Source organism: Candidatus Brevundimonas phytovorans (genome assembly GCA_029203145.1).
GTDB classification, from domain to species: Bacteria; Pseudomonadota; Alphaproteobacteria; order Caulobacterales; family Caulobacteraceae; genus Brevundimonas; species Brevundimonas phytovorans.
Map to the genome: position 1 here is coordinate 141,532 of CP119309.1, position 17,122 is coordinate 158,653.

Below are 17,122 nucleotides of genomic sequence, written 5' to 3' on the forward strand. Positions count from 1 at the left end.
CCCGGCCGCTGGCGGGCGGCCGGAGAAGAAATTCATGGGCGGGGCTTAACCGATGCGCCGCCCCGCCGCAACGCACAGAGGGGCCCGCGGGCTGGTTGGAGGGGCTTTAGTCGGCCCGATAGACCACCTGCCCATCGACCACGGTCAGGACGGCATGGCCCCGGGGGATGTCGGCGGCGGGCACGGTCATCAGGTCGATGTCGAAGGCGGTCAGGTCGGCGCGCTTGCCGACCTCGATGGTGCCCAGCTCGCCCTCGCGGAAGCTGGCGTAGGCGGGCCAGAGGGTGAACATCTTCAGCGCCGTCGCCCGGTCCACGGCCTCATCGGGGCGCCAGTCCGGGCCCTGGAAGCCATCGAGATCGCGGCGCGCCACGGCGGCGTAGAACTCGATCAGCGGGTCGCCGCGCTCGACGGGGGCGTCGGAGCCGCCGACCACGATCACGCCCCGGTTCACCAGGGTGTGCCAGGCGTAGGCCCCGTCCAGCCGGGCGTCGCCCAGGCGGGCGGCGGCGAAATGCAGGTCGCCAATGGCGTGGCTGGGCTGCATGGAGGCGATGATCGGCAGGTCGTCAAAGTAGTGATAGTCGGCGGGCCGGATGATCTGGGCGTGCTCGATGCGCCAGCGCGGATCGGCCAGCTTCCACTCGGCGCGCGGGACCTCGCGCATGGCCTGTTCATACCAGGCGGCGACCTCGTGGTTGCCCCGGTCGCCGATGGCGTGGGTGGCCAGCTGGATGCCGGAGCGCAGGGCCTCTTCATACAGCGGGACCATCTCGGCCCCGGTGGTCTGCATCAGGCCGGTCGTGTGCGGCTGATCGGCATAGGGCGCGAACAGGGCCGCGCCGCGCGAGCCCAGGGCGCCGTCGGCGTAGAACTTGACCGCCCGCGTGACGATCCGACCGTCGACGGCCTGGCGCGGGCCTGAGGCGTAGAGGGCGCGGGCGCCGTCGGGGGTGACGCTGTTATAGACCCGCAGAGGCGCCTCGCCGTCGCGCGCCATCTGCTCCAGCAGGGGCACGTCCTTCCACGGGGCGCTCATGAAGTGGACGCCGGTCCAGCCGTAGCGGGCATAGACCCCGAACCCGGCGCGATAGGCGGCGCGGGTGGCCGTCGCGTCGGCTTGCGGCATCAGGGGATCGACCAGGGCCATGGCGGCGTCGACCAGCAGGCCGGTGGGGCGGCCGTCGGCGGCCTTCAGGATCTCGCCGCCGGAGGGGGCGGGGGTGGCGGCCTCGATCCCGGCGGCGGTCAGGGCGAGGCTGGAGGCGGCGACCGCATGGCCGTCGGCCCGGCTCAGCAGCACCACCCGGCCCGGCGCGGCGGCGTCCAGATCGGCGGCGGTCAGGAAGCGCTTCTCGGGCCAATGGGTCTCGATCCAGCCGCGCCCGACGATGACGCCCTCGGGGTGTCTCTTGGCCCAGTCGGTCAACCGGGCCATGGCCTCGACGACTGAAGCCGAGCCTTCCAGGTTCAGCGTCATCTCGCGCCAGCCGATGCCGTCCAGGTGGGCATGGCCGTCGGTGAAGCCCGGAAACAGCGTCGCCCCCTTCAGGTCCACCACCTCCAGCCCCTCGGCCGAAGGCGCGCCAGCGGCGGCGCCGACATAGGCGATGCGCCCGTCGCGAACGGCCACCACATCGGCGGTCGGTTGGGCCTCATTCCCGGTATGGATGGCGCCGCCCCGGATCAGCAGGTTCTGGGCCTGGGCCGAGGGCGCGGCCGCCAGCATCAGAACGGCGGCCAGGGCCGCGCTCTGGGGCCCGGCGTTTGGGGCGAAACGGATCATGGGGCATCCTCCAACTGGGGCGCAGGGAGCGGGTCTGAAGGCCCGGCGTCAAGTCCGGCGCGGCGGCGCATTGCACGGCGCCGCGAAAAAAACAGTGCAATTGGTGCAATGGCGAGGGGCGGCGGAGGGGCGCTCCCGCTCCCCGCTCGGGGCCTCAAGGCTGGCCGGACGACCTTGTCCCGGTGATCGGGCGGTCAGGCGGCGAATGGCGATGTCAAAGACCCGAAGCCATCATGACACATCCGGCGACGGCGCCTGGGATAGGGCGTCGAGCCGTGCGCAAACCCGGAAAATCATGGGGTTTGGGGTGCGAGGTTGCGACAGCGGGGGGACATGGAAGTCTCGATGACGTCATCCGAGGCTGTCCGCACGAGTGTCTGCTTTCCGATGGGACGCGAACTTCGGCTTGCGACCCGTTGCGGAAATTCACATGCGCTGCGAAGCTCCACCATGCTGGAAATTCATCCGAATATAGGCGTCGCTGAAATCGCTTTTGGTGCCTCTCTCGATGAGGTGCGGAAACAATGGGGGAACCCTATCTCCATGGTGAAGGGCCGTTCGGGGGAAACGGTGGCCCGCTATCCAAACATTCGACTGACGTTTGATGACGCGGGACTGGCAGAGGTTGGCGTCGCGCCCGAAGCCAATCCCATTGTAGATGGGGCACGCCCCCTATCTTCAATGGCTGACTTCGAACGATTAATCAGAGAAGACGGACAAGCCCAGCAGTTGCTTGGCTTCATCGTCCTTGAGAGCTTGGGGCTTACGATTACAGGGGTTCACGACGGCAATACGGGTCAACTCGCGCTGACAGCGTTCCGGGCAGGCCGCTGGGCACCGCTGCGAGATGAGATGAAACCGTTCCGGACGGTGCAGAGCTAACGTCCGCTAGCCACCCTTGGATGACGTCATCCAAGTCTGCTCTCGGGCGCGGCATAGGCGTCGTGCCATAAGGCTTGGCGCCCGGCGGCTTTCGTTCGATGCTGGCCGGATGAAGCTGTTCACCATCGGCTATGAAGGCGCGACGCAAGGCCAGGTCATCGAGCGGCTGAAGGCGGTGGGCGTCGAACTGGTGGCCGACGTGCGGGCCGTGGCCTCGTCGCGGATCGCGGGCTTTTCCAAGACGGTGCTGGGGGAGAGCCTGAGGGCGGAAGGCGTCGACTATCTGCAACTGCGGGCGCTGGGCACGCCCAAGGCGGGTCGCGACGCGGCGAGGAAGGGCGACGTCGCCGCCATGCACGCCGTCTTCAACGCCCATATGCAGGAGCCAGACGCCGAGGCCGCCTTTCAGCAGCTGCGCCATGTGGCGGGCGAGAAGCGCGTCGCCCTGCTGTGCTTCGAGGCCGAGGCCTGCGGTTGCCACCGCGCCGTCCTCGCTGACCGACTGGCCCGCGAGGACGGGGTCGAGGTGGTGGATCTATAACTGATCCTCCCCTGCGCAGCGGGGGAGGGGGACCATGCGCAGCATGGTGGAGGGGGCGAGATCATGGCCCCGCAGCTTGGAATTTTGGACCTCCGACAGCGGCGATCCAGGGGCTGAGGGTGGCGGCTACAGCCGCCCCCTCCACCGCTGCGCGGTCCCCCTCCCCCGCCTGCGGGGGAGGATCGTTTTTCGTTACGGACGGCCCACCAGTTGATCCACCGAGCCCGTCGTGACCGGGTGATAGAGGGGGCGGGCCTTGGCGTAGATGCGCGTGGCGATGGGACGGCCCCAGTCGCCTTCGTTCCACAGGGTCTGGAACAGGGGCAGGACGAACTTGCGCCGGCCCTGGCTGGTCAGGAAGCGGTCGGCGGTGGCGACGGCGGGCTCATAGCGGTGCGCCAGGGCGATCTGCAGCCAGGCGAAGGTCAGCTCGGCGTTGCCCTCGTCAGCCAGGTTCAGCGTCTTCTCCAGATCGGCCAGCTGCGCCGGGGTCAGCCAGTCGGCGCCGGCCTGGAGCCCCTCGGGACGCCAGGCCAGGAAGCGCTGGCGCTGCTGGGTGTTCCAGTTTTTCCAGTCGATGGCCGAGGCCGGCCCCCTGTCGGCGAAGAAGGCCTTGGCCTGTTGATCCACGGCCTCGAAGGCGTGCGACACCGGCGGGACCCAGTTCGACGGCATGCCGGGTTTGTAGATCCAGTTGTCCAGCTGCAGTTGGGCCTCCAGCGCCGCGTCGCCCTTGATCAGGTGCTCGCGGATGTCGGCCAGGAAGCCCACGTCGGTCATGGGCTGGAAGGCGTGGCGGTCGAAATAGCCGCGCAGCCAGGCGTCGAAGGTCGGGCGACCGACGATGCGCTCGATGGTGCGCAGCATGGCCGCGCCCTTTTCATAGGGCACGCCCGACAGGCCGTCGTCGGGATCGCGCCCGGTCAGGTCGATATGCAGCTTGGTGTCGTCGGGCGCGGTCGTGGCCAGTTCGGCCGACAGCTCGCCCCAGCCCAGGACCTGCTCCTGCATGGCGCGGTCGCGGCCGTAGAGGGCCTCCATGATGCGGTTCTCGAAATAGACCGTGGTGCCTTCGTTCAGCCAGATGTCCGACCAGGTGGCGTTGGTCACCAGATTGCCCGACCAGGAGTGCGCCAGCTCGTGCGCCACCAGAGAGACCAGCGACTGATCCCCGGCGATGATGGTCGGGGTGGCGAAGGTCAGGCGCGGGTTCTCCATCCCGCCGAAGGGGAAGCTGGGCGGCAGGACCAGCAGGTCGTAGCGGCCCCAGCGATAGGGGCCGTAGAGGGTCTCGGCGGCGTCCACCATGCGCGGGGTCGATTGCAACTCGTCGTGGGCGGCCTGCAGACGGCTCGGCTCGGTCCAGACGCCGGTGCGGGCGTCGAACGGGGCGAAGGCGATGTCGCCGATGGCCACGGCCATCAGATAGGGCGGGATCGGGCGATCCATGTCGAAGCGCCAGGCCTTCTGGCCCGCGCCGGCGGCTTCGCCTTGCGGCGTCAGGTGCTCGGCGGACATGACCACGGTCAGGTCGGCGGGGGCCGTGATGCGGGCGGAATAGGTCTGGCGGATGCCGGGGCTGTCCTGGGTCGGGACCCAGGTGCGGGTCAGGATGGCCTGGCCCTGGCTGAACAGATAGGGCTTGGCGCCGCCCGCCGTCTGTTGCGGGCTGAGCCATTGCAGGGCCGCCGCGTCGGGGCGGGTGGAATAGTCGACGACGACCTTCTGAGCTTCGCTGCCGACGAAGGCGGGCAGGTGGACGGTCAGGGCCTGGCCCTTGATGGCGTCCACGGCGCCCAGCTCATAGCGCAGGGGACGGCCCTGTGCGTCGCGCACGCCGCGGATGTCCAGGTTCTTGGTGTCCAGCACCACCTCGGTCGCGCCGACGCGGCCGGTGACGTCCAGCGTGGCCGAGCCCGACAGGGTCTTGGCGGCGAAGTCGGCGGTCAGATCCAGCGCCACATGGCCGACGCGCGCCTCGGCCGGGCGGGCGTTGGAGTGGATGTCGTTGGCGTAGGCGAAAGCGGGGGCCGCGGGGGCGAGAGGCGTCATCGGCACGCTGCCTTCGGGGGCTTGGGCGGGGGCTTGGGCGGGGGCGGTGGCGCAGGCGCCAAGCGCTGCGGTCAGGGCCATGGCGGATACCAGGCCGGCCAGCTTCAGGGTCATCGAACGCTCCGTATTCAGATGCGCCCGAAAAGGCTCCCTTCGCCCCGAAAGATCAAGCCTTGGCTGCGGCGCCCGCCGGAGGCAGGTGATGCGCCTTGAACAGCCGCCCCTTCTCGGCGGCCAGCACCAGCAACAGGGCGACGACGCCCAGAACGGCGAAACCGACCGTCATCGGCACGGTGGAGCCGTCGAACTGCTGGCCGATCCAGAAGCCCAGCAGGGCGCCGCCGATGGTCGAGATGAAGCCCTGGGCCGAGGCCGCGGTGCCGGCGATATGGCCCATGGGCTCCATGGCCATCGAGCCGAAATTGCCGGCGATGAAGCCGAAGCAGAACATCTTGCAGGCCTGGAAGGCGGCGAAGACCCACAGGCTGTCATGCCCCGTATAGGCGACGATCGCGTGCAGGACGCTGAACCCGATGAAGCCGAACAGGGCCGTGTGCGCGATCAGGCGCGAGCCCAGCTTTTCGACGATCCGCGAGTTCAGCACGGACGCCAGGGCGATGCCGCCGGCCACCAGGGCGAAGACGGTGGTGAACAGGCCGGGCGACTTGAACACGTCGAAGAAGATCTGCTGCGACGAGTTGATGAAGGCGAACAGGGCGCCGCTGATGGCGGTCATGGCCAGGGTGTAGCCCATGCCCAGACGGCTGGTCAGGGCCTGACCAAAGGCGCCGGCGATGCGCTTCACGTTGATCGGCATCCGGTCTTCGGGATGCAGGGTCTCGGGCAGGCGCAGGGCGGCCCACAGCAGGAAGGACCCGCCGAACAGGGCGAAGAAGCCGAAGATCCAGCGCCAGGGCGCCACCAGCATGATGAGCTGGCCGACCGTCGGGGCCAGGATCGGCACGCCGAGGAAGACCAGGAAGCTCAGCGACATGACCCGCGCCATGGTGCGCCCGGCGTAGCGGTCGCGCACGATGGAGACGGCCAGCACCCGCGTCGCCGCCGACCCCAGACCCATGCCGATGCGCGACAGGATCAGCCACTCGAACGAATGGGCGAAGGCGGCCAGCACGCTGAACAGGACATAGAGGCCGATGCCGACGAACAGCACCGGACGACGGCCATAACGATCCGACAACGGGCCGTAAAACAGCTGAGCCCCGCCGAAGCCCAGCAGATAGGCGGTGATGACCCACTGACGGGTGTTCTCGTTGGCGACGCCCAGATCCTCGCCGATGTGCGGCAGGGCCGGCAGCATGGCGTCGATGGCCAGGGCGTTCATCGCCATCATGATGGCGATGAGGCAGACGAATTCGGCGAACCCCGGCCCCTTGGGCTTGGCGGCGTAAACGGTCGAGGAACTGATCATCGGGACCAGATGCGGCCTGCGACAGGCTGACGCAACCCTGAAGCTGCATCATTCTTGCGTTGCAGCATGAGGGCGGCTGGCGCCGCAGGTTGAAGAACCGTCTTTGAAACCCGCTCATCCCGGCGGACGCCGGGATGAGCGGATAGGGACTGGGCCCTTCCCTCTAGTTGACGTCGATCCGCGCCGTCACCGACATGCCGGGGGCCAACCGCGTGGCGGCTTCCTGGCCGGGATCGATGGAGATGCGGACCGGCACGCGCTGGGCCACCTTGGTGAAGTTGCCGGTGGCGTTGTCGGGGCGGATGACGCTGAACTCGGACCCGGTGGCGGGCGAGATGCGCTCGACCCGGCCCTTCAGCGTCTGACCGCCCAGGGCGTCGACGGCGATCTCGACCGGCTGGCCGACGCGGACGTCGCGCATCTGGGTCTCCTTCATATTGGCCGTCACCCAGACCACGTCAGGCACCAGGGCCGTCAACTGCGTGCCGACCGAGACCTGCTGGCCGACGCGCACCGTCACCTCGCCCAGACGACCGGCGCGCGGGGCGGTGATGCGGGTATTGTCCAGATCGATCTGAGCCAGACGGACCTGGGCCTGGGCGTTCTCGACGGCGGCTTCCAGCGAGCCGCGGCTGACCACGGCGGACGTGACGCCGGTCTGGGCCACGCCCTCGGCGGCGCGGGCGGCGGCCAACTGGGCCTCGGCGGCGCGCAGGGCGTTCTGGGCCGTGTCCACCTGAGCCTGGGCCACCCAGCCGCCAGCGAACAGGGTGCGGACGCGCTGGGCGTCGGCGCGGGCCTTGGTCACGGCGGACTCTGCCCCGGCGATGGAGGCGCGGGTCTGGGCGACCGAGCCGCGCGCCGAGGCCTGGCTCTGGGCCGAGTTGGCCAGGGCCGCTTCGGCTGAGTGCAGAGCCGCCTTGGCCTGATCCAGCTTCTGGCGATAGATGCGGTCGTCGATGGTGGCCAGAAGCTGACCCTGTTTCACCATCTGGAAGTCCTGCACCTCGACCGAGGTGACATAGCCGCTGACCTGGGGGCTGATGATGGTCACGGGCCCGCGAACATAGGCGTTGTCCGTGGTCTGCGGTCCGCCGTCGAACGGCGGCAGACGCCAGGCGTGCAGCACCAGACCCACGCCCACCAGGGCGATCAGGACCAGGACCACGCTGACCATGACGCGTCGGCTGCTGGACGGCGCGGGCGCTGCGGGCGCGGGTGCGGCGGGCGGCGGCGGGGCGGCGGGCGCTTGAGCGGGAGCGGGGGCGGGGGTGGCGTCGGTCATGGTCGGGTCCGGGTCATTCGACAGCTGCGGAGGCGGCGGCTGCGGCGGCTTGGGCCGCCTGACGGTTGGCGGCGCGGCGCGCCTCGATACGGGGGCGGAAATGGTTGACGGCGACCCAGACGGCGCCGATGGCGGCGGCGCCCGAGATCAGCAGGAAGACGTCGTTGTAGGCCAGGACCTGGGCCTGCTGGCTGACCTGCTGTTGCAGCAGCTTCAGAGCCTGGGCCTGCCTCTGGGCCGCGTCCCCGATAGTGTGGGCGTAGGCTCCGCCCAGCTGTTGCAGGCGCAGCACCACGTCGGGATCGCCCAGGTTGATGCTCTCGCTCAACTGGTTGGAATGGTATTTCTCGCGGATCGTCTGGATGGTGCCGATCAGGGCCGAGCCCATCAGGCCGCCGATGTTCTGGCCGATCGAAAACACCACGATGAAGCTGATCAGGTTCTTGCCCCCGCCCTGCAACACCTTGCCGAAGCCGATGATCATGGTCGGCCCAATGAAGAAGGCGGCGGCGAAGGCCAGGAGGGCCTGGCTGAAATAGAGGTTCACGGGGCGCGTCAGCACGGTCGCGTGACTGTCCATGAAGGCGCCGACCGCGATCAGGCCGAGCGCGATGGAGATGGGCTTCCACAGCTTCATCGGGTTCAGGGTGAAGGCGCTGGTCAAGGTGCCGGCCGCCGTGGCCAGCAGCATGACCCAGAACAGGCCGTGCATCTGGTCGTTGCCCAGCCCCATCTGCTGCAGGAAGCCGACCGCGCCCGTCGTCTGTTCCGACAGGACGATCCGCACCAGCAGGATGGCCAGGGTCAGCCTGATGATGTCGCCGCCCGCCAGCCATTTCAGGTCGATCAGCGGATTGGCGCGGTTGTATTCGATCACCACGGCGGCGGTCAGCAGGATCAGGGCGCCGACCAGGGCCAGCCCGATCCAGGGGGCCTCGGTCCACCAGACGATCCGTCCCAGTCCCAGGACGGCGGTCAGCAGGGCGATGCCCGGCGCGAACAGGGCGAAGGTGACGAAGTCCAGCTTCTCGAAGGTCTTGACCCGTTGAGCCGGCGGCATCTTCAGGGCGAAGACGGCGGGCAGGGCGATCAGCACCAGGCCGAGGTCGAACATATAGACCGCTCGCCACAGGTCATGGTCCAGCAGCGGACCGATCCCTAGCCGCGCCAGGGGAATGGCCAGGCTGGAGAGGCCGACGCCGATGATGATGCCCTTCAGCCGGTGCTGCGCCGGGAAGGCCTGGATGATGTAGAGAATGCCCAGGGTCGACATGCCCGCCGCCGCCATCCCGGCGATGCCGCGCACCACCAGGGTCGAACCATAGTCCTCGAGAAAGAGGTGGGCCGCCGCCGTCGCCAGGAAGATCATCAGGATGATCTCGGTGAACAGCCGCAGGCCGTACTGCATGCGGAACTTGACCAGCAGCAGGTTCATGCAGGCGTTGGTCATGACGAAGATGACCGGCAGCCAGGTGGCCTCGGCGATGGTCACGCCCAGAGATCCGGCCAGTTGCGGGATATTGGCCGTCACCGCCGCATTGCCCAGGCTGCCGGTCAGGGCGACCAGAACGCCGACGGCGGCGTAGGCCCAGCGTATCGGCGTCGAGTGGTCGGGGGTGGCGGGCGAGCCGGGCAGGGCCGGCCGCTCATGCGGCTTCAGCGTCGCCAGATAGTCTTCCCAGGGCAGGTTCCAGTCGCGGCGGCTCATGCCCGGACTTCCGCCCGCGGCCGGACCGCGTCCAGCACCAGTTCCAGCGCGCGGCGGCTCAGCTGATCCCGGTCCGCCGCGCCGACGGTGCGCGAAGGCGCGCCCAGCATCAGGGCCAGAACGCGGGTGTCCTCGACGCTCAGGTCAGGTCGCACCCGTCCCGCCGCCTGCGACACCGCCAAGGCCTCGGCGCCCGCGCGCTTCAGCCCGCTGCGGATCGGCGCCAGGGCCTCGTCCTTGAGGTCGCGGATGGCGCTGGCCAAGCCTGCGCTCTGGATCATCAGCTCGACCATCTGCCCCAGGAACCACAGGAAGACCTCGGGATCGTCCAGCCGCGCCTGGGTGCGTTCGTGCAGGTCGTCGATCTGTCCAACAAAGACCGCCAGGGCCAGCTCGGACCGGTCGGCGAAGTTGCGATAGAGGGTGGCCCGCCCCACGCCCGCCTGCTCGGCGATCAGGTGCAGCGGCGTCTCCAGCCCGTCGCGCGCAAAGGCCTCGGCCGCCGCTTCCAGCAGGGCCTCGCGTCGTTCGGCGGCGTCTTTTCGCAGGGGACGGGTCATGAAGATCGCCAAGTGGACACTTGTGTCCGCTTAATCAAGTCAGATCGAATTCATTCTTTGTTTCAGCCTATAGCGGCGCGCGACAATCCTCCTCGACCAGCGGAATGCGCCAGAACGGCTAAGGCTGCGTTCCAGGTCGATGACGATGTCCGGAGGGGAGGGCGCGAAGAAGGTTCGTGCAGCCCGCTGAAGGCTAGCGGGCGCCAGCGCCAGCGCCGGGGGCCGCGGCTGGGCAGCTGTTTTCGACGTTGCAGTTGTACGTGAGTGAGGTGCAGCCGCTCAGAAGGGCGGCTGTGACGGCGATCAAAACAATACGGCGCATAAATCCACGGGGCTGTGCCGACGCATACAAGGCCGCGTTGATCGTCGGCTGCAACCGGTCAGGCGTCGAAATCACAGATGGTGCCGGTGGCCGGGCTCGAACCGGCACTCCTCTCGGAACAGGATTTTGAATCCAGCGCGTCTACCAATTCCACCACACCGGCACAGGTCTGGGAGGCGCGCAATCTAGCGGCGGAATTCGTCGGGTCAATCGCAACCCTGACCTTAATTGGATCGCAGGCGGCTTCCCGTTGACGCGGACGAATCCATCATGAAGTTGGTGCGGAACTGGATCATGCCCAGCGGCACCTCGCCGCCGTCCTTGCTCTTCAGGCGGGCGCGTCGGGTCGCGTCAATCGCCGCCCGGCCGAAGCCGCCGTCGATCGGGTGTTCCGTCTCAACCACGCAGTCGCGCACACGACCGTCGGGCTGGGTGAGGCAACTCACAGTGGCGAAGCCGCGCACATAGGTCCGCCCCTGGGGGTAGGCCGGTTGTGGTTCCTGGGCCCACTCGATGTTCATCGGCAGACCGTCATCGCCCAGGGCGTCGAGCTCCGCGTCGCGGGGATCGACCAGGGGGCGATTACAGGCCTGCAGGGTTTCGTCGATCGCTGCGCTGGACGCCGGCAGGTCCAGAACATAGCGCAGGTTCCGACCGCCTTCGGCGCCGCCCGCCACAATGATCTGCATCTTGCCGCCTTCGCGCATGTCGCGCGCCAGCGGGCTGGGCCTGTCGCTGATGGCGACTTCAGGGTTCTCGGCCACGTTCCATCGCTGCTCGTCGAAATCGTCGTCCCCAAAGGCGATCCTCAATTGGCGAGTCGCGCCGGTCGCAGGCGGCAGCCCGCTGATCAGGACCTGAAACGAGCCGTTCAGGCAGCGCGCGCCGATGCCCACGCCATTGTCGAACACCGTATGGGCGATGCTCAGCTTCTTGTCGGGATCACGCGTCATATCCCAGTCGGCGGCGGCCTCTTGGCCCGTGTTCTGGCCCGCTTCCTGGGCTTGGGCGGGGGACATGGCCGGAACGGCGTAGGCCAGGGCTGTGGCCAGTATCAGTGCGGATTTCATGCTGCGACCTCGACATGGCTGTCGGTTCCGCCGGCCAGAACGCGGCGGGCGCGGATGTAGATTTCGACGCGCTGAGTGATGATCAGTCCGATAGCGAAGATCATGAAGGCGTCGGTGACGACGACCGCGTCCAGATGCCAGGCGGCGCCGTTGACCTGCATCACTTCGCGCAGGCCCGCGCGGGCGGCGAACAGGCCGACGACCAGGATCAGGCCGAGCGGCGAGGCCTGGGCCTTCAGCGAACCGTCGGGTTCCTTTTCGATGGTGATGGTCTTGCCGCGCCACCAGCCGGCGACGCCGCCCAAGGCGAGGGCGGCGATGAAGGCAAGCCAGGCCAGGGGGCCGAACTGCGGGTGCTGGGTGTTGGCCCACAGGCCAAAGCCGATCGCCACAGTGACCAACAGGGGCATGACCCACAGCAGATGCGGCCGCAGGGTCCGTTTGCGCCGGTTGCGCAGCAGGATGATGATCAGGGCCACGCCGATGCCGATCAGCGGACCCATGGTTTGCGGCGACATGCGGAACTCCCCCTCCGAACGCCGTCAGCCTATCGCGGCTGACGGCGCTCGAAAAGCGGAGATCAGGCCGGGGCGACCGTCTGTTCGATGGCGCCGAAGATGGTGTGGCGCCCGTCGTCCAGCATCTCGATGCGGACGGTGTCGCCGTGCTTGAGGAAGGGCGTCTTGGCCTCGCCGGTCAGGATGGTCTCGACGGTGCGGACCTCGGCGATGCAGGAATAGCCCAGACCGCCCTCCGCCACCGGCTTGCCGGGACCGCCGTCGGCGCCCTTGTTGGACACTGTGCCCGAGCCGATGATCGAGCCGGCGATCAGGGCGCGGGTCTTGGCCAGATGGGCGATCAGGACGCCGAAGTCGAAGGTCATGTCGACGCCCGCGTCGGCGCGGCCGAAGTCGGCGCCGTTCAGTTGCACCGACAGTTCGCCCGACAGCTTGCCGTCCTTCCAGCGATCGCCCAGCGCATCCGGCGTGACGAAGACCGGCGACAGGGCGCTGGCCGGCTTGGACTGGACGAAGCCGAAGCCCTTGGCCAGTTCGCCGGGGATCAGGTTGCGCAGGGACACGTCGTTGACCAGGCCGACCAGACGGATCGCGGCCAGGGCTTCTTCGCGGGTCGCGCCCTGGGCCACGTCGCCGGTCACGACCACGATCTCGGCCTCCAGGTCGCAGCCCCAGGCCTCGTCCGCCAGAGGGATGGCGTCGCGCGCGCCCATGAACTGGTCGGAGCCGCCCTGATACATCAGCGGGTCGGTCCAGAAGGTCGCCGGCATCTCGGCGTTGCGGGCTTTGCGCACCAGTTCGACGTGGTTCACATAGGCCGAGCCGTCGGCCCACTGATAGGCGCGGGGCAGGGGGGCGGCGGCTTCGTGTTCGCGGAAGCGGCCGCGCGGCACGGCTTCGTGCTCCAGGCTCTCGGCCAGGGCCCGCAACAGCGGCTCGCAGCGGTCCCAGTCATCCAGCGCCGCCTGCAGCGTGGGCGCAATCAGGAAGGCGTCCGTGAACCAGTTCAGGTCCCTGGAGACGACGACGAGGCGGCCGTCACGGCCGTGCTTGAGCGAGGCGAGTTTCATAGGGCGAAGCTAGTCCGAGGCGGGACGGTTGGGAAGCGGTCTCGACGGTCGTAAAGCCGCCGTTCGATCAACTATTCGGGGGTGAAATCACGGCGCGGGCCTCGGCCCCGGTGCGCAGGGCCGGGTCGCGCACCTCGACCTCGACGGTGATGGCCCCGGCGGGCTCGTGAGACCACAGATAGCGGCGCTCGATCTCGACCGCGCGGCCCGACGGGGCCGTGCCTTCATAGGTGTCGCCCCAAGGGGTGATGGCCTTCATCTCGACCCAGTGCAGGCCGCAGGCCGCGTCCAGCTCCTCGATGGCCATTTCCGACAGTTCGTCGGCGTGCGGGGCGGGACGGTTGGGGGTCACAGCCATCGGCGGACCTTTCCTTGATAGGCTTGATACTCAGGACCGAACTTGGCGCTCAGATAGCGCTCTTCACGCTGAATGACGAAGCGGTCGACGACCATCAGACAGGGGACCAGCAGGGCCAGGGCGACCGGACTGTCCATGGCCAGGGCGAACCCGGCGTAGGTGATGGCGAAGCCGACATAGATGGGGTTGCGGCTGTAGCGATAGAGGCCGCCGGTCGCCAGCGCCGTGGTCGGCTTCCACGGCTCGGGCGGGGTGCCCAGACGACGGAAGGTCCGCGCCGCAATCCCGTCCAGCAGCAGACCGCCGATCACCAGAACAAAGGCCAGGCCGCGCCGCAGATCGACGTTCAGACCCAGCGACGGCTCGCTGACCAGCTGGCCGACGCCATACCCGGCCAGCAGGAAGCCGAGGTAGATCAGCGGCGGCGGGGCGAGAACGCCGGGATGGTCGCGGTTCGTCATAGGGTCTGGATCATATCGTCTGGCCGGGCGGCGCGGTGAAGTCCGAGGGCGGGGCGTCGCCGGTGTTGATGACCTCCGAGGGCTCGAAGATCATCACCTCGGCCTCCTCGTCGGCGGCGGTGCGGTGTTCGACGCCGCGCGGCACGACGATGAACTGGCCGGGCTCCAGGGTCTCGATGCGGTCGCGGAACTCGACCCGGAACCGGCCCTTCCAGACCAGGAACATCTCCTCGGCGTCGGCGTGGCTGTGCCAGGGGAAGACCCCCTGAACCTTGACCAGCCGCACGTCCTGCCCGTTCAGTTGCGCCGCGACGCGCGGCCGCCAGTGGTCGGAAAAGCCGCCGAACTTCTGCTTCAGATCGACGACCTCGCCGGTCATCGCGGGGCGTCTTCGTCGGCGTAGATCGCGACGCGGGGGGCGGCGCTGGACGAGACGCTACCGCGATACATGCCCGAGGTGTTCATCGAGAAGGCGACCGTGCCGTCCTTGCCCATGACGATGACGCCGCCGTCGCCGCCGATGGAGCCGACGTCGGCGATCTCGGCGTCAGCGGCGGCCTGAACCCCCATGCCCGTGGAGGTGCGCTGGCAGATGTCGCGGGCCACGGTGGCGCGGATGAAGTATTCGCCCGAGCCGGTGGCCGAGACGGCGCAGCCGTCGGCGTTGGAGGCATAGGTGCCGGCGCCGATGATCGGCACGTCGCCGACCCGGCCCCAGCGCTTGGCGGTCATGCCGCCGGTCGAGGTGCCCGCCGCCAGACGGCCCTGGCTGTCCAGAGCCACGGCGCCGACGGTGCCGAACTTGCGCTCGTTCAGCGGGGCTTCGTTCAAGGGGAAGTCGGGGAGCGAGGCCAGGGGAACCGGCTTGCCCAGCGTGCCGGGCTCAGGCGGGGCGCCCGCCGGGCGCGGGGGCAGGGGCTGGCCGGCCTCGCGCAGAGCGATCAGCAGGGCCTGCCAGCGGCTTTCGGTGAAGAAGAAGCTGGGGTCGACCTGTTCCAGACCGACCGAGGCGGCGAAGCTGTCGGCGCCCTCGCCGATCATCATGACGTGGGGCGAGCGTTCCATCACCGCGCGGGCCGCCGCGATCGGATGGCGGGTGCGGGTCAGGCCGGCCACGGCCCCGGCGGTACGGTCGACGCCGTTCATCACGGCGGAGTCCAGTTCGTTCTTGCCGGCGGCGGTGAAGACCGCGCCGCGCCCGGCGTTGAACAGGGGGTTTTCCTCCAGGGTCTCGACCGCGGCCTGAACCGCATCGAGCGCCGAGCCGCCCCTGGCCAGCACCGCCGAACCGGCGTCCAGCGCGGCCTGCAGGCCCGCGCGATAGGCGGCGTCGCGTTCCGGCGACAGCTCGGCGCGCTCGATCACGCCCGCGCCGCCGTGGATGGCCAGCGACCACTTGGGGGCGTCGTCGGCGTGGGCGGCCGTGGCCAGAAGGCTCAGGGCTGCGACGGCGCTCAGGATGGATGTCTTCATGGTCGGTTCCCCCATTTTCTTTCCTCCCCATTTGATGGGGAGGTGGCGCGGCGCGCAAGCGCCGTGACGGAGGGGGCGACTCAGGCGGCGAAGGTTCGCGCTGCCCCCTCCACCGCTATGCGGTCCCCCTCCCCATAAAATGGGGAGGAAATCATCAGCGCCGGTGATGCAGTCTCTTCCAGACGCGATAGCCCAGGATGGGGGCGAAGCCGCAGAACAGGGCCGCGAACAGCACCATCCAGAAGCCTCCCCCCAGCCAGTATTCCCCGGCCAGCGCCCCGGCCCCGGCCGCCAGAAGCGGGCCGAGCCAGGGCAGCCAGTGCGGCGGCCGCATCTTCATTCAGGCGTCGACCTTGATGACGCCGCGACGGATCTGGTCCAGCTCGATGGAGTCGAACAGGGCCTGGAAGTTGCCGTTGCCGAAGCCTTCATTGCCCTTGCGCTGGATGATTTCGAAGAAGATCGGGCCAAAGGTGTCCTGGGTGAAGATCTGCAGCAGCAGGCCTTCCTCGTCGGAACCGTCGATCAGGATGCGGTTCTTGCGCATCCGCTCCACGTCCTCGCCATGGTTGGGCAGGCGCTTGTCGATCAGCTCGAAATAGGTCTCGATCGTGTCCTGGAAGGCCACGCCGCGGGCCTTCATGGCCTCGACCGTCTCGAAGATGTTGTCGGTGGTCAGGGCGATGTGCTGGATGCCCTCGCCGTTATAGCGGCGCAGGAACTCCTCGATCTGCGAGTTGTCGTCCTGGCTCTCGTTCAGCGGGATGCGGATGGCGCGGTCGGGCGCGATCATGGCCTGCGAGAACAGGCCGGTCGCCTTGCCCTTGATGTCGAAATACTTCTGCTCTTCGAAGTTGAAGACCGAACCATAGAAGCCCGACCAGGTGCGCATCTCGCCGCGACGCACGTTGTGGGTCAGGTGGTCGAGGATCTCGAGGCCCATGGAGTTCTTGCGCTCGGCCTCTTCCCAGCCCTCGATCTCGTCCCAGGCGTCATAGAGCGAACCCTGCTCGCCGTACTGGTCGATGACATAGAGCAGCGAACCGCCGATGCCTTGCAGGATGTAGGGATAGTCGTTCCCCAGAGCGCCGCCGTTGACGCCCTCGGCCTTGACCGCGCCGCGTTCCAGCGCGCCCTCATAGGCGGCCTTGGCGTCGGCGACGCGGAAGGCCATGCCGTTGGCCGAGGGGCCGTGGTCCCTGGCGAAGTCCGCCGCCTGGCCCTTGGGCGTGCGGTTGACCAGCATGGTGATGTCGCCCTGTTTCAGGCGCACCGCGTCGGTGGTCGGGTTCACATGGGTGGGGGTGAAGCCCATCAGCTCCAGCCGGGCGATCATGGCCTCGGGCTCGGGGCCGGTGAATTCGACGAATTCGAAACCGTCCACGCCCAGCGGGTTTTCCTGGTCGAGTTTGGCGGCGGCGTCCTGCATGACGCGTCTCCTCTCAATATTTTAGTGGCGGCTGCTGCCGCCGATTGGGGCGGAACCTAATGGGCGCCCCCCGTCGGGCGCAAGGCGGGGCTGATCCGAAACAGGACACGTTGCAGTGTCGCAGCCGCCGATCAACGGATGCGCGCGGCCGTTCAGCCTGCTAGAGCCGCAGGCTCAA

General features: G+C 68.4%; 17 protein-coding genes and 1 tRNA gene. 2 read left to right on the plus strand and 16 right to left on the minus strand.

The annotated features are described in order from the left end of the window. Positions 1–106: 106 nt before the first annotated feature. Positions 107–1,786: an amidohydrolase gene (locus tag P0Y52_00700; protein WEK58089.1), complete on the minus strand. Its 1,680-nt coding sequence runs from the start codon at positions 1,784–1,786 to the stop codon at positions 107–109. A 450-nt stretch (positions 1,787–2,236) separates the two neighbouring features. Here P0Y52_00700 and P0Y52_00705 point away from each other — a divergent pair, with 450 nt between their 5' ends. Beyond that, on the plus strand, positions 2,237–2,668 hold the full coding sequence (locus P0Y52_00705) for a hypothetical protein (protein WEK58090.1): 432 nt from the start codon (positions 2,237–2,239) through the stop codon (positions 2,666–2,668). Positions 2,669–2,777: 109 nt separating this feature from the next. Next, a complete protein-coding gene (locus P0Y52_00710) occupies positions 2,778–3,209 on the plus strand; it encodes a DUF488 domain-containing protein (protein WEK58091.1) in 432 nt (143 codons plus the stop codon). A 192-nt stretch (positions 3,210–3,401) separates the two neighbouring features. Here P0Y52_00710 and P0Y52_00715 read toward each other — a convergent pair whose 3' ends face one another. The 15 genes from P0Y52_00715 to hppD form a co-directional block, all read right to left on the minus strand. Then, a complete protein-coding gene (locus P0Y52_00715) occupies positions 3,402–5,375 on the minus strand; it encodes a M1 family metallopeptidase (protein WEK58092.1) in 1,974 nt (657 codons plus the stop codon). Positions 5,376–5,427: 52 nt separating this feature from the next. Further along, complete coding sequence (locus P0Y52_00720; GenBank protein WEK58093.1) at positions 5,428–6,690, minus strand: multidrug effflux MFS transporter; 1,263 nt, start codon at positions 6,688–6,690, stop codon at positions 5,428–5,430. Positions 6,691–6,853: 163 nt separating this feature from the next. Further along, a complete protein-coding gene (locus P0Y52_00725; protein WEK58094.1) occupies positions 6,854–7,975 on the minus strand; it encodes an HlyD family secretion protein in 1,122 nt (373 codons plus the stop codon). 13 nt (positions 7,976–7,988) lie between these two features. Continuing rightward, positions 7,989–9,683 carry an MFS transporter gene (locus P0Y52_00730; GenBank protein ID WEK58095.1) on the minus strand — a complete coding sequence of 565 codons (1,695 nt, stop codon included), beginning with the start codon at positions 9,681–9,683 and terminating at the stop codon, positions 7,989–7,991. Further along, a complete protein-coding gene (locus P0Y52_00735) occupies positions 9,680–10,243 on the minus strand; it encodes a TetR family transcriptional regulator (GenBank protein WEK58096.1) in 564 nt (187 codons plus the stop codon). The genes P0Y52_00730 and P0Y52_00735 overlap by 4 nt, the downstream gene beginning before the upstream one ends. Positions 10,244–10,643: 400 nt before the next feature. After that, positions 10,644–10,728: transfer RNA gene (locus P0Y52_00740), tRNA-Leu, on the minus strand. Positions 10,729–10,789: 61 nt separating this feature from the next. Then, entirely contained in the window at positions 10,790–11,635 is an 846-nt protein-coding gene (locus P0Y52_00745) for a hypothetical protein (protein ID WEK58097.1), read from the minus strand. Then, positions 11,632–12,153, minus strand: coding sequence for a DUF1453 family protein (locus P0Y52_00750; protein ID WEK58098.1), 522 nt, complete (start codon positions 12,151–12,153; stop codon positions 11,632–11,634). The genes P0Y52_00745 and P0Y52_00750 overlap by 4 nt, the downstream gene beginning before the upstream one ends. Before the next feature lie 62 nt (positions 12,154–12,215). After that, positions 12,216–13,223, minus strand: a complete 1,008-nt coding sequence (locus tag P0Y52_00755; protein WEK58099.1) for a fumarylacetoacetate hydrolase family protein — start codon at positions 13,221–13,223, stop codon at positions 12,216–12,218. Positions 13,224–13,290: 67 nt separating this feature from the next. After that, complete coding sequence (locus P0Y52_00760; protein ID WEK58100.1) at positions 13,291–13,581, minus strand: hypothetical protein; 291 nt, start codon at positions 13,579–13,581, stop codon at positions 13,291–13,293. Then, on the minus strand, positions 13,572–14,042 hold the full coding sequence (locus P0Y52_00765; protein ID WEK58101.1) for an isoprenylcysteine carboxylmethyltransferase family protein: 471 nt from the start codon (positions 14,040–14,042) through the stop codon (positions 13,572–13,574). The genes P0Y52_00760 and P0Y52_00765 overlap by 10 nt, the downstream gene beginning before the upstream one ends. A 10-nt stretch (positions 14,043–14,052) precedes the next feature. Next, positions 14,053–14,421, minus strand: a complete 369-nt coding sequence (locus P0Y52_00770; protein WEK58102.1) for a cupin domain-containing protein — start codon at positions 14,419–14,421, stop codon at positions 14,053–14,055. Continuing rightward, the gene (locus P0Y52_00775) at positions 14,418–15,515 is read right to left on the minus strand and encodes an isoaspartyl peptidase/L-asparaginase (GenBank protein WEK58103.1); all 1,098 of its coding nucleotides are present in this window, start codon (positions 15,513–15,515) and stop codon (positions 14,418–14,420) included. The genes P0Y52_00770 and P0Y52_00775 overlap by 4 nt, the downstream gene beginning before the upstream one ends. A 154-nt stretch (positions 15,516–15,669) precedes the next feature. After that, on the minus strand, positions 15,670–15,855 hold the full coding sequence (locus P0Y52_00780; GenBank protein ID WEK58104.1) for a hypothetical protein: 186 nt from the start codon (positions 15,853–15,855) through the stop codon (positions 15,670–15,672). Then, the gene (gene hppD, locus P0Y52_00785; protein ID WEK58105.1) at positions 15,856–16,944 is read right to left on the minus strand and encodes a 4-hydroxyphenylpyruvate dioxygenase; all 1,089 of its coding nucleotides are present in this window, start codon (positions 16,942–16,944) and stop codon (positions 15,856–15,858) included. Positions 16,945–17,122 lie beyond the last annotated feature (178 nt).

Bases quoted from the DNA above. Each gene is read 5' to 3' on its own strand.
- P0Y52_00745 (WEK58097.1), bottom strand. From the start codon at position 11,635: ATGAAATCCGCACTGATACTGGCCACAGCCCTGGCCTACGCCGTTCCG.
- P0Y52_00750 (WEK58098.1), bottom strand. From the start codon at position 12,153: ATGTCGCCGCAAACCATGGGTCCGCTGATCGGCATCGGCGTGGCCCTG.
- P0Y52_00735 (WEK58096.1), bottom strand. From the start codon at position 10,243: ATGACCCGTCCCCTGCGAAAAGACGCCGCCGAACGACGCGAGGCCCTG.
- P0Y52_00755 (WEK58099.1), bottom strand. From the start codon at position 13,223: ATGAAACTCGCCTCGCTCAAGCACGGCCGTGACGGCCGCCTCGTCGTC.
- P0Y52_00715 (WEK58092.1), bottom strand. From the start codon at position 5,375: ATGACCCTGAAGCTGGCCGGCCTGGTATCCGCCATGGCCCTGACCGCA.
- P0Y52_00775 (WEK58103.1), bottom strand. From the start codon at position 15,515: ATGAAGACATCCATCCTGAGCGCCGTCGCAGCCCTGAGCCTTCTGGCC.
- P0Y52_00720 (WEK58093.1), bottom strand. From the start codon at position 6,690: ATGATCAGTTCCTCGACCGTTTACGCCGCCAAGCCCAAGGGGCCGGGG.
- P0Y52_00765 (WEK58101.1), bottom strand. From the start codon at position 14,042: ATGACGAACCGCGACCATCCCGGCGTTCTCGCCCCGCCGCCGCTGATC.
- P0Y52_00780 (WEK58104.1), bottom strand. From the start codon at position 15,855: ATGAAGATGCGGCCGCCGCACTGGCTGCCCTGGCTCGGCCCGCTTCTG.
- hppD (WEK58105.1), bottom strand. From the start codon at position 16,944: ATGCAGGACGCCGCCGCCAAACTCGACCAGGAAAACCCGCTGGGCGTG.
- P0Y52_00705 (WEK58090.1), top strand. From the start codon at position 2,237: ATGCTGGAAATTCATCCGAATATAGGCGTCGCTGAAATCGCTTTTGGT.
- P0Y52_00770 (WEK58102.1), bottom strand. From the start codon at position 14,421: ATGACCGGCGAGGTCGTCGATCTGAAGCAGAAGTTCGGCGGCTTTTCC.
- P0Y52_00710 (WEK58091.1), top strand. From the start codon at position 2,778: ATGAAGCTGTTCACCATCGGCTATGAAGGCGCGACGCAAGGCCAGGTC.
- P0Y52_00700 (WEK58089.1), bottom strand. From the start codon at position 1,786: ATGATCCGTTTCGCCCCAAACGCCGGGCCCCAGAGCGCGGCCCTGGCC.
- P0Y52_00730 (WEK58095.1), bottom strand. From the start codon at position 9,683: ATGAGCCGCCGCGACTGGAACCTGCCCTGGGAAGACTATCTGGCGACG.
- P0Y52_00760 (WEK58100.1), bottom strand. From the start codon at position 13,581: ATGGCTGTGACCCCCAACCGTCCCGCCCCGCACGCCGACGAACTGTCG.
- P0Y52_00725 (WEK58094.1), bottom strand. From the start codon at position 7,975: ATGACCGACGCCACCCCCGCCCCCGCTCCCGCTCAAGCGCCCGCCGCC.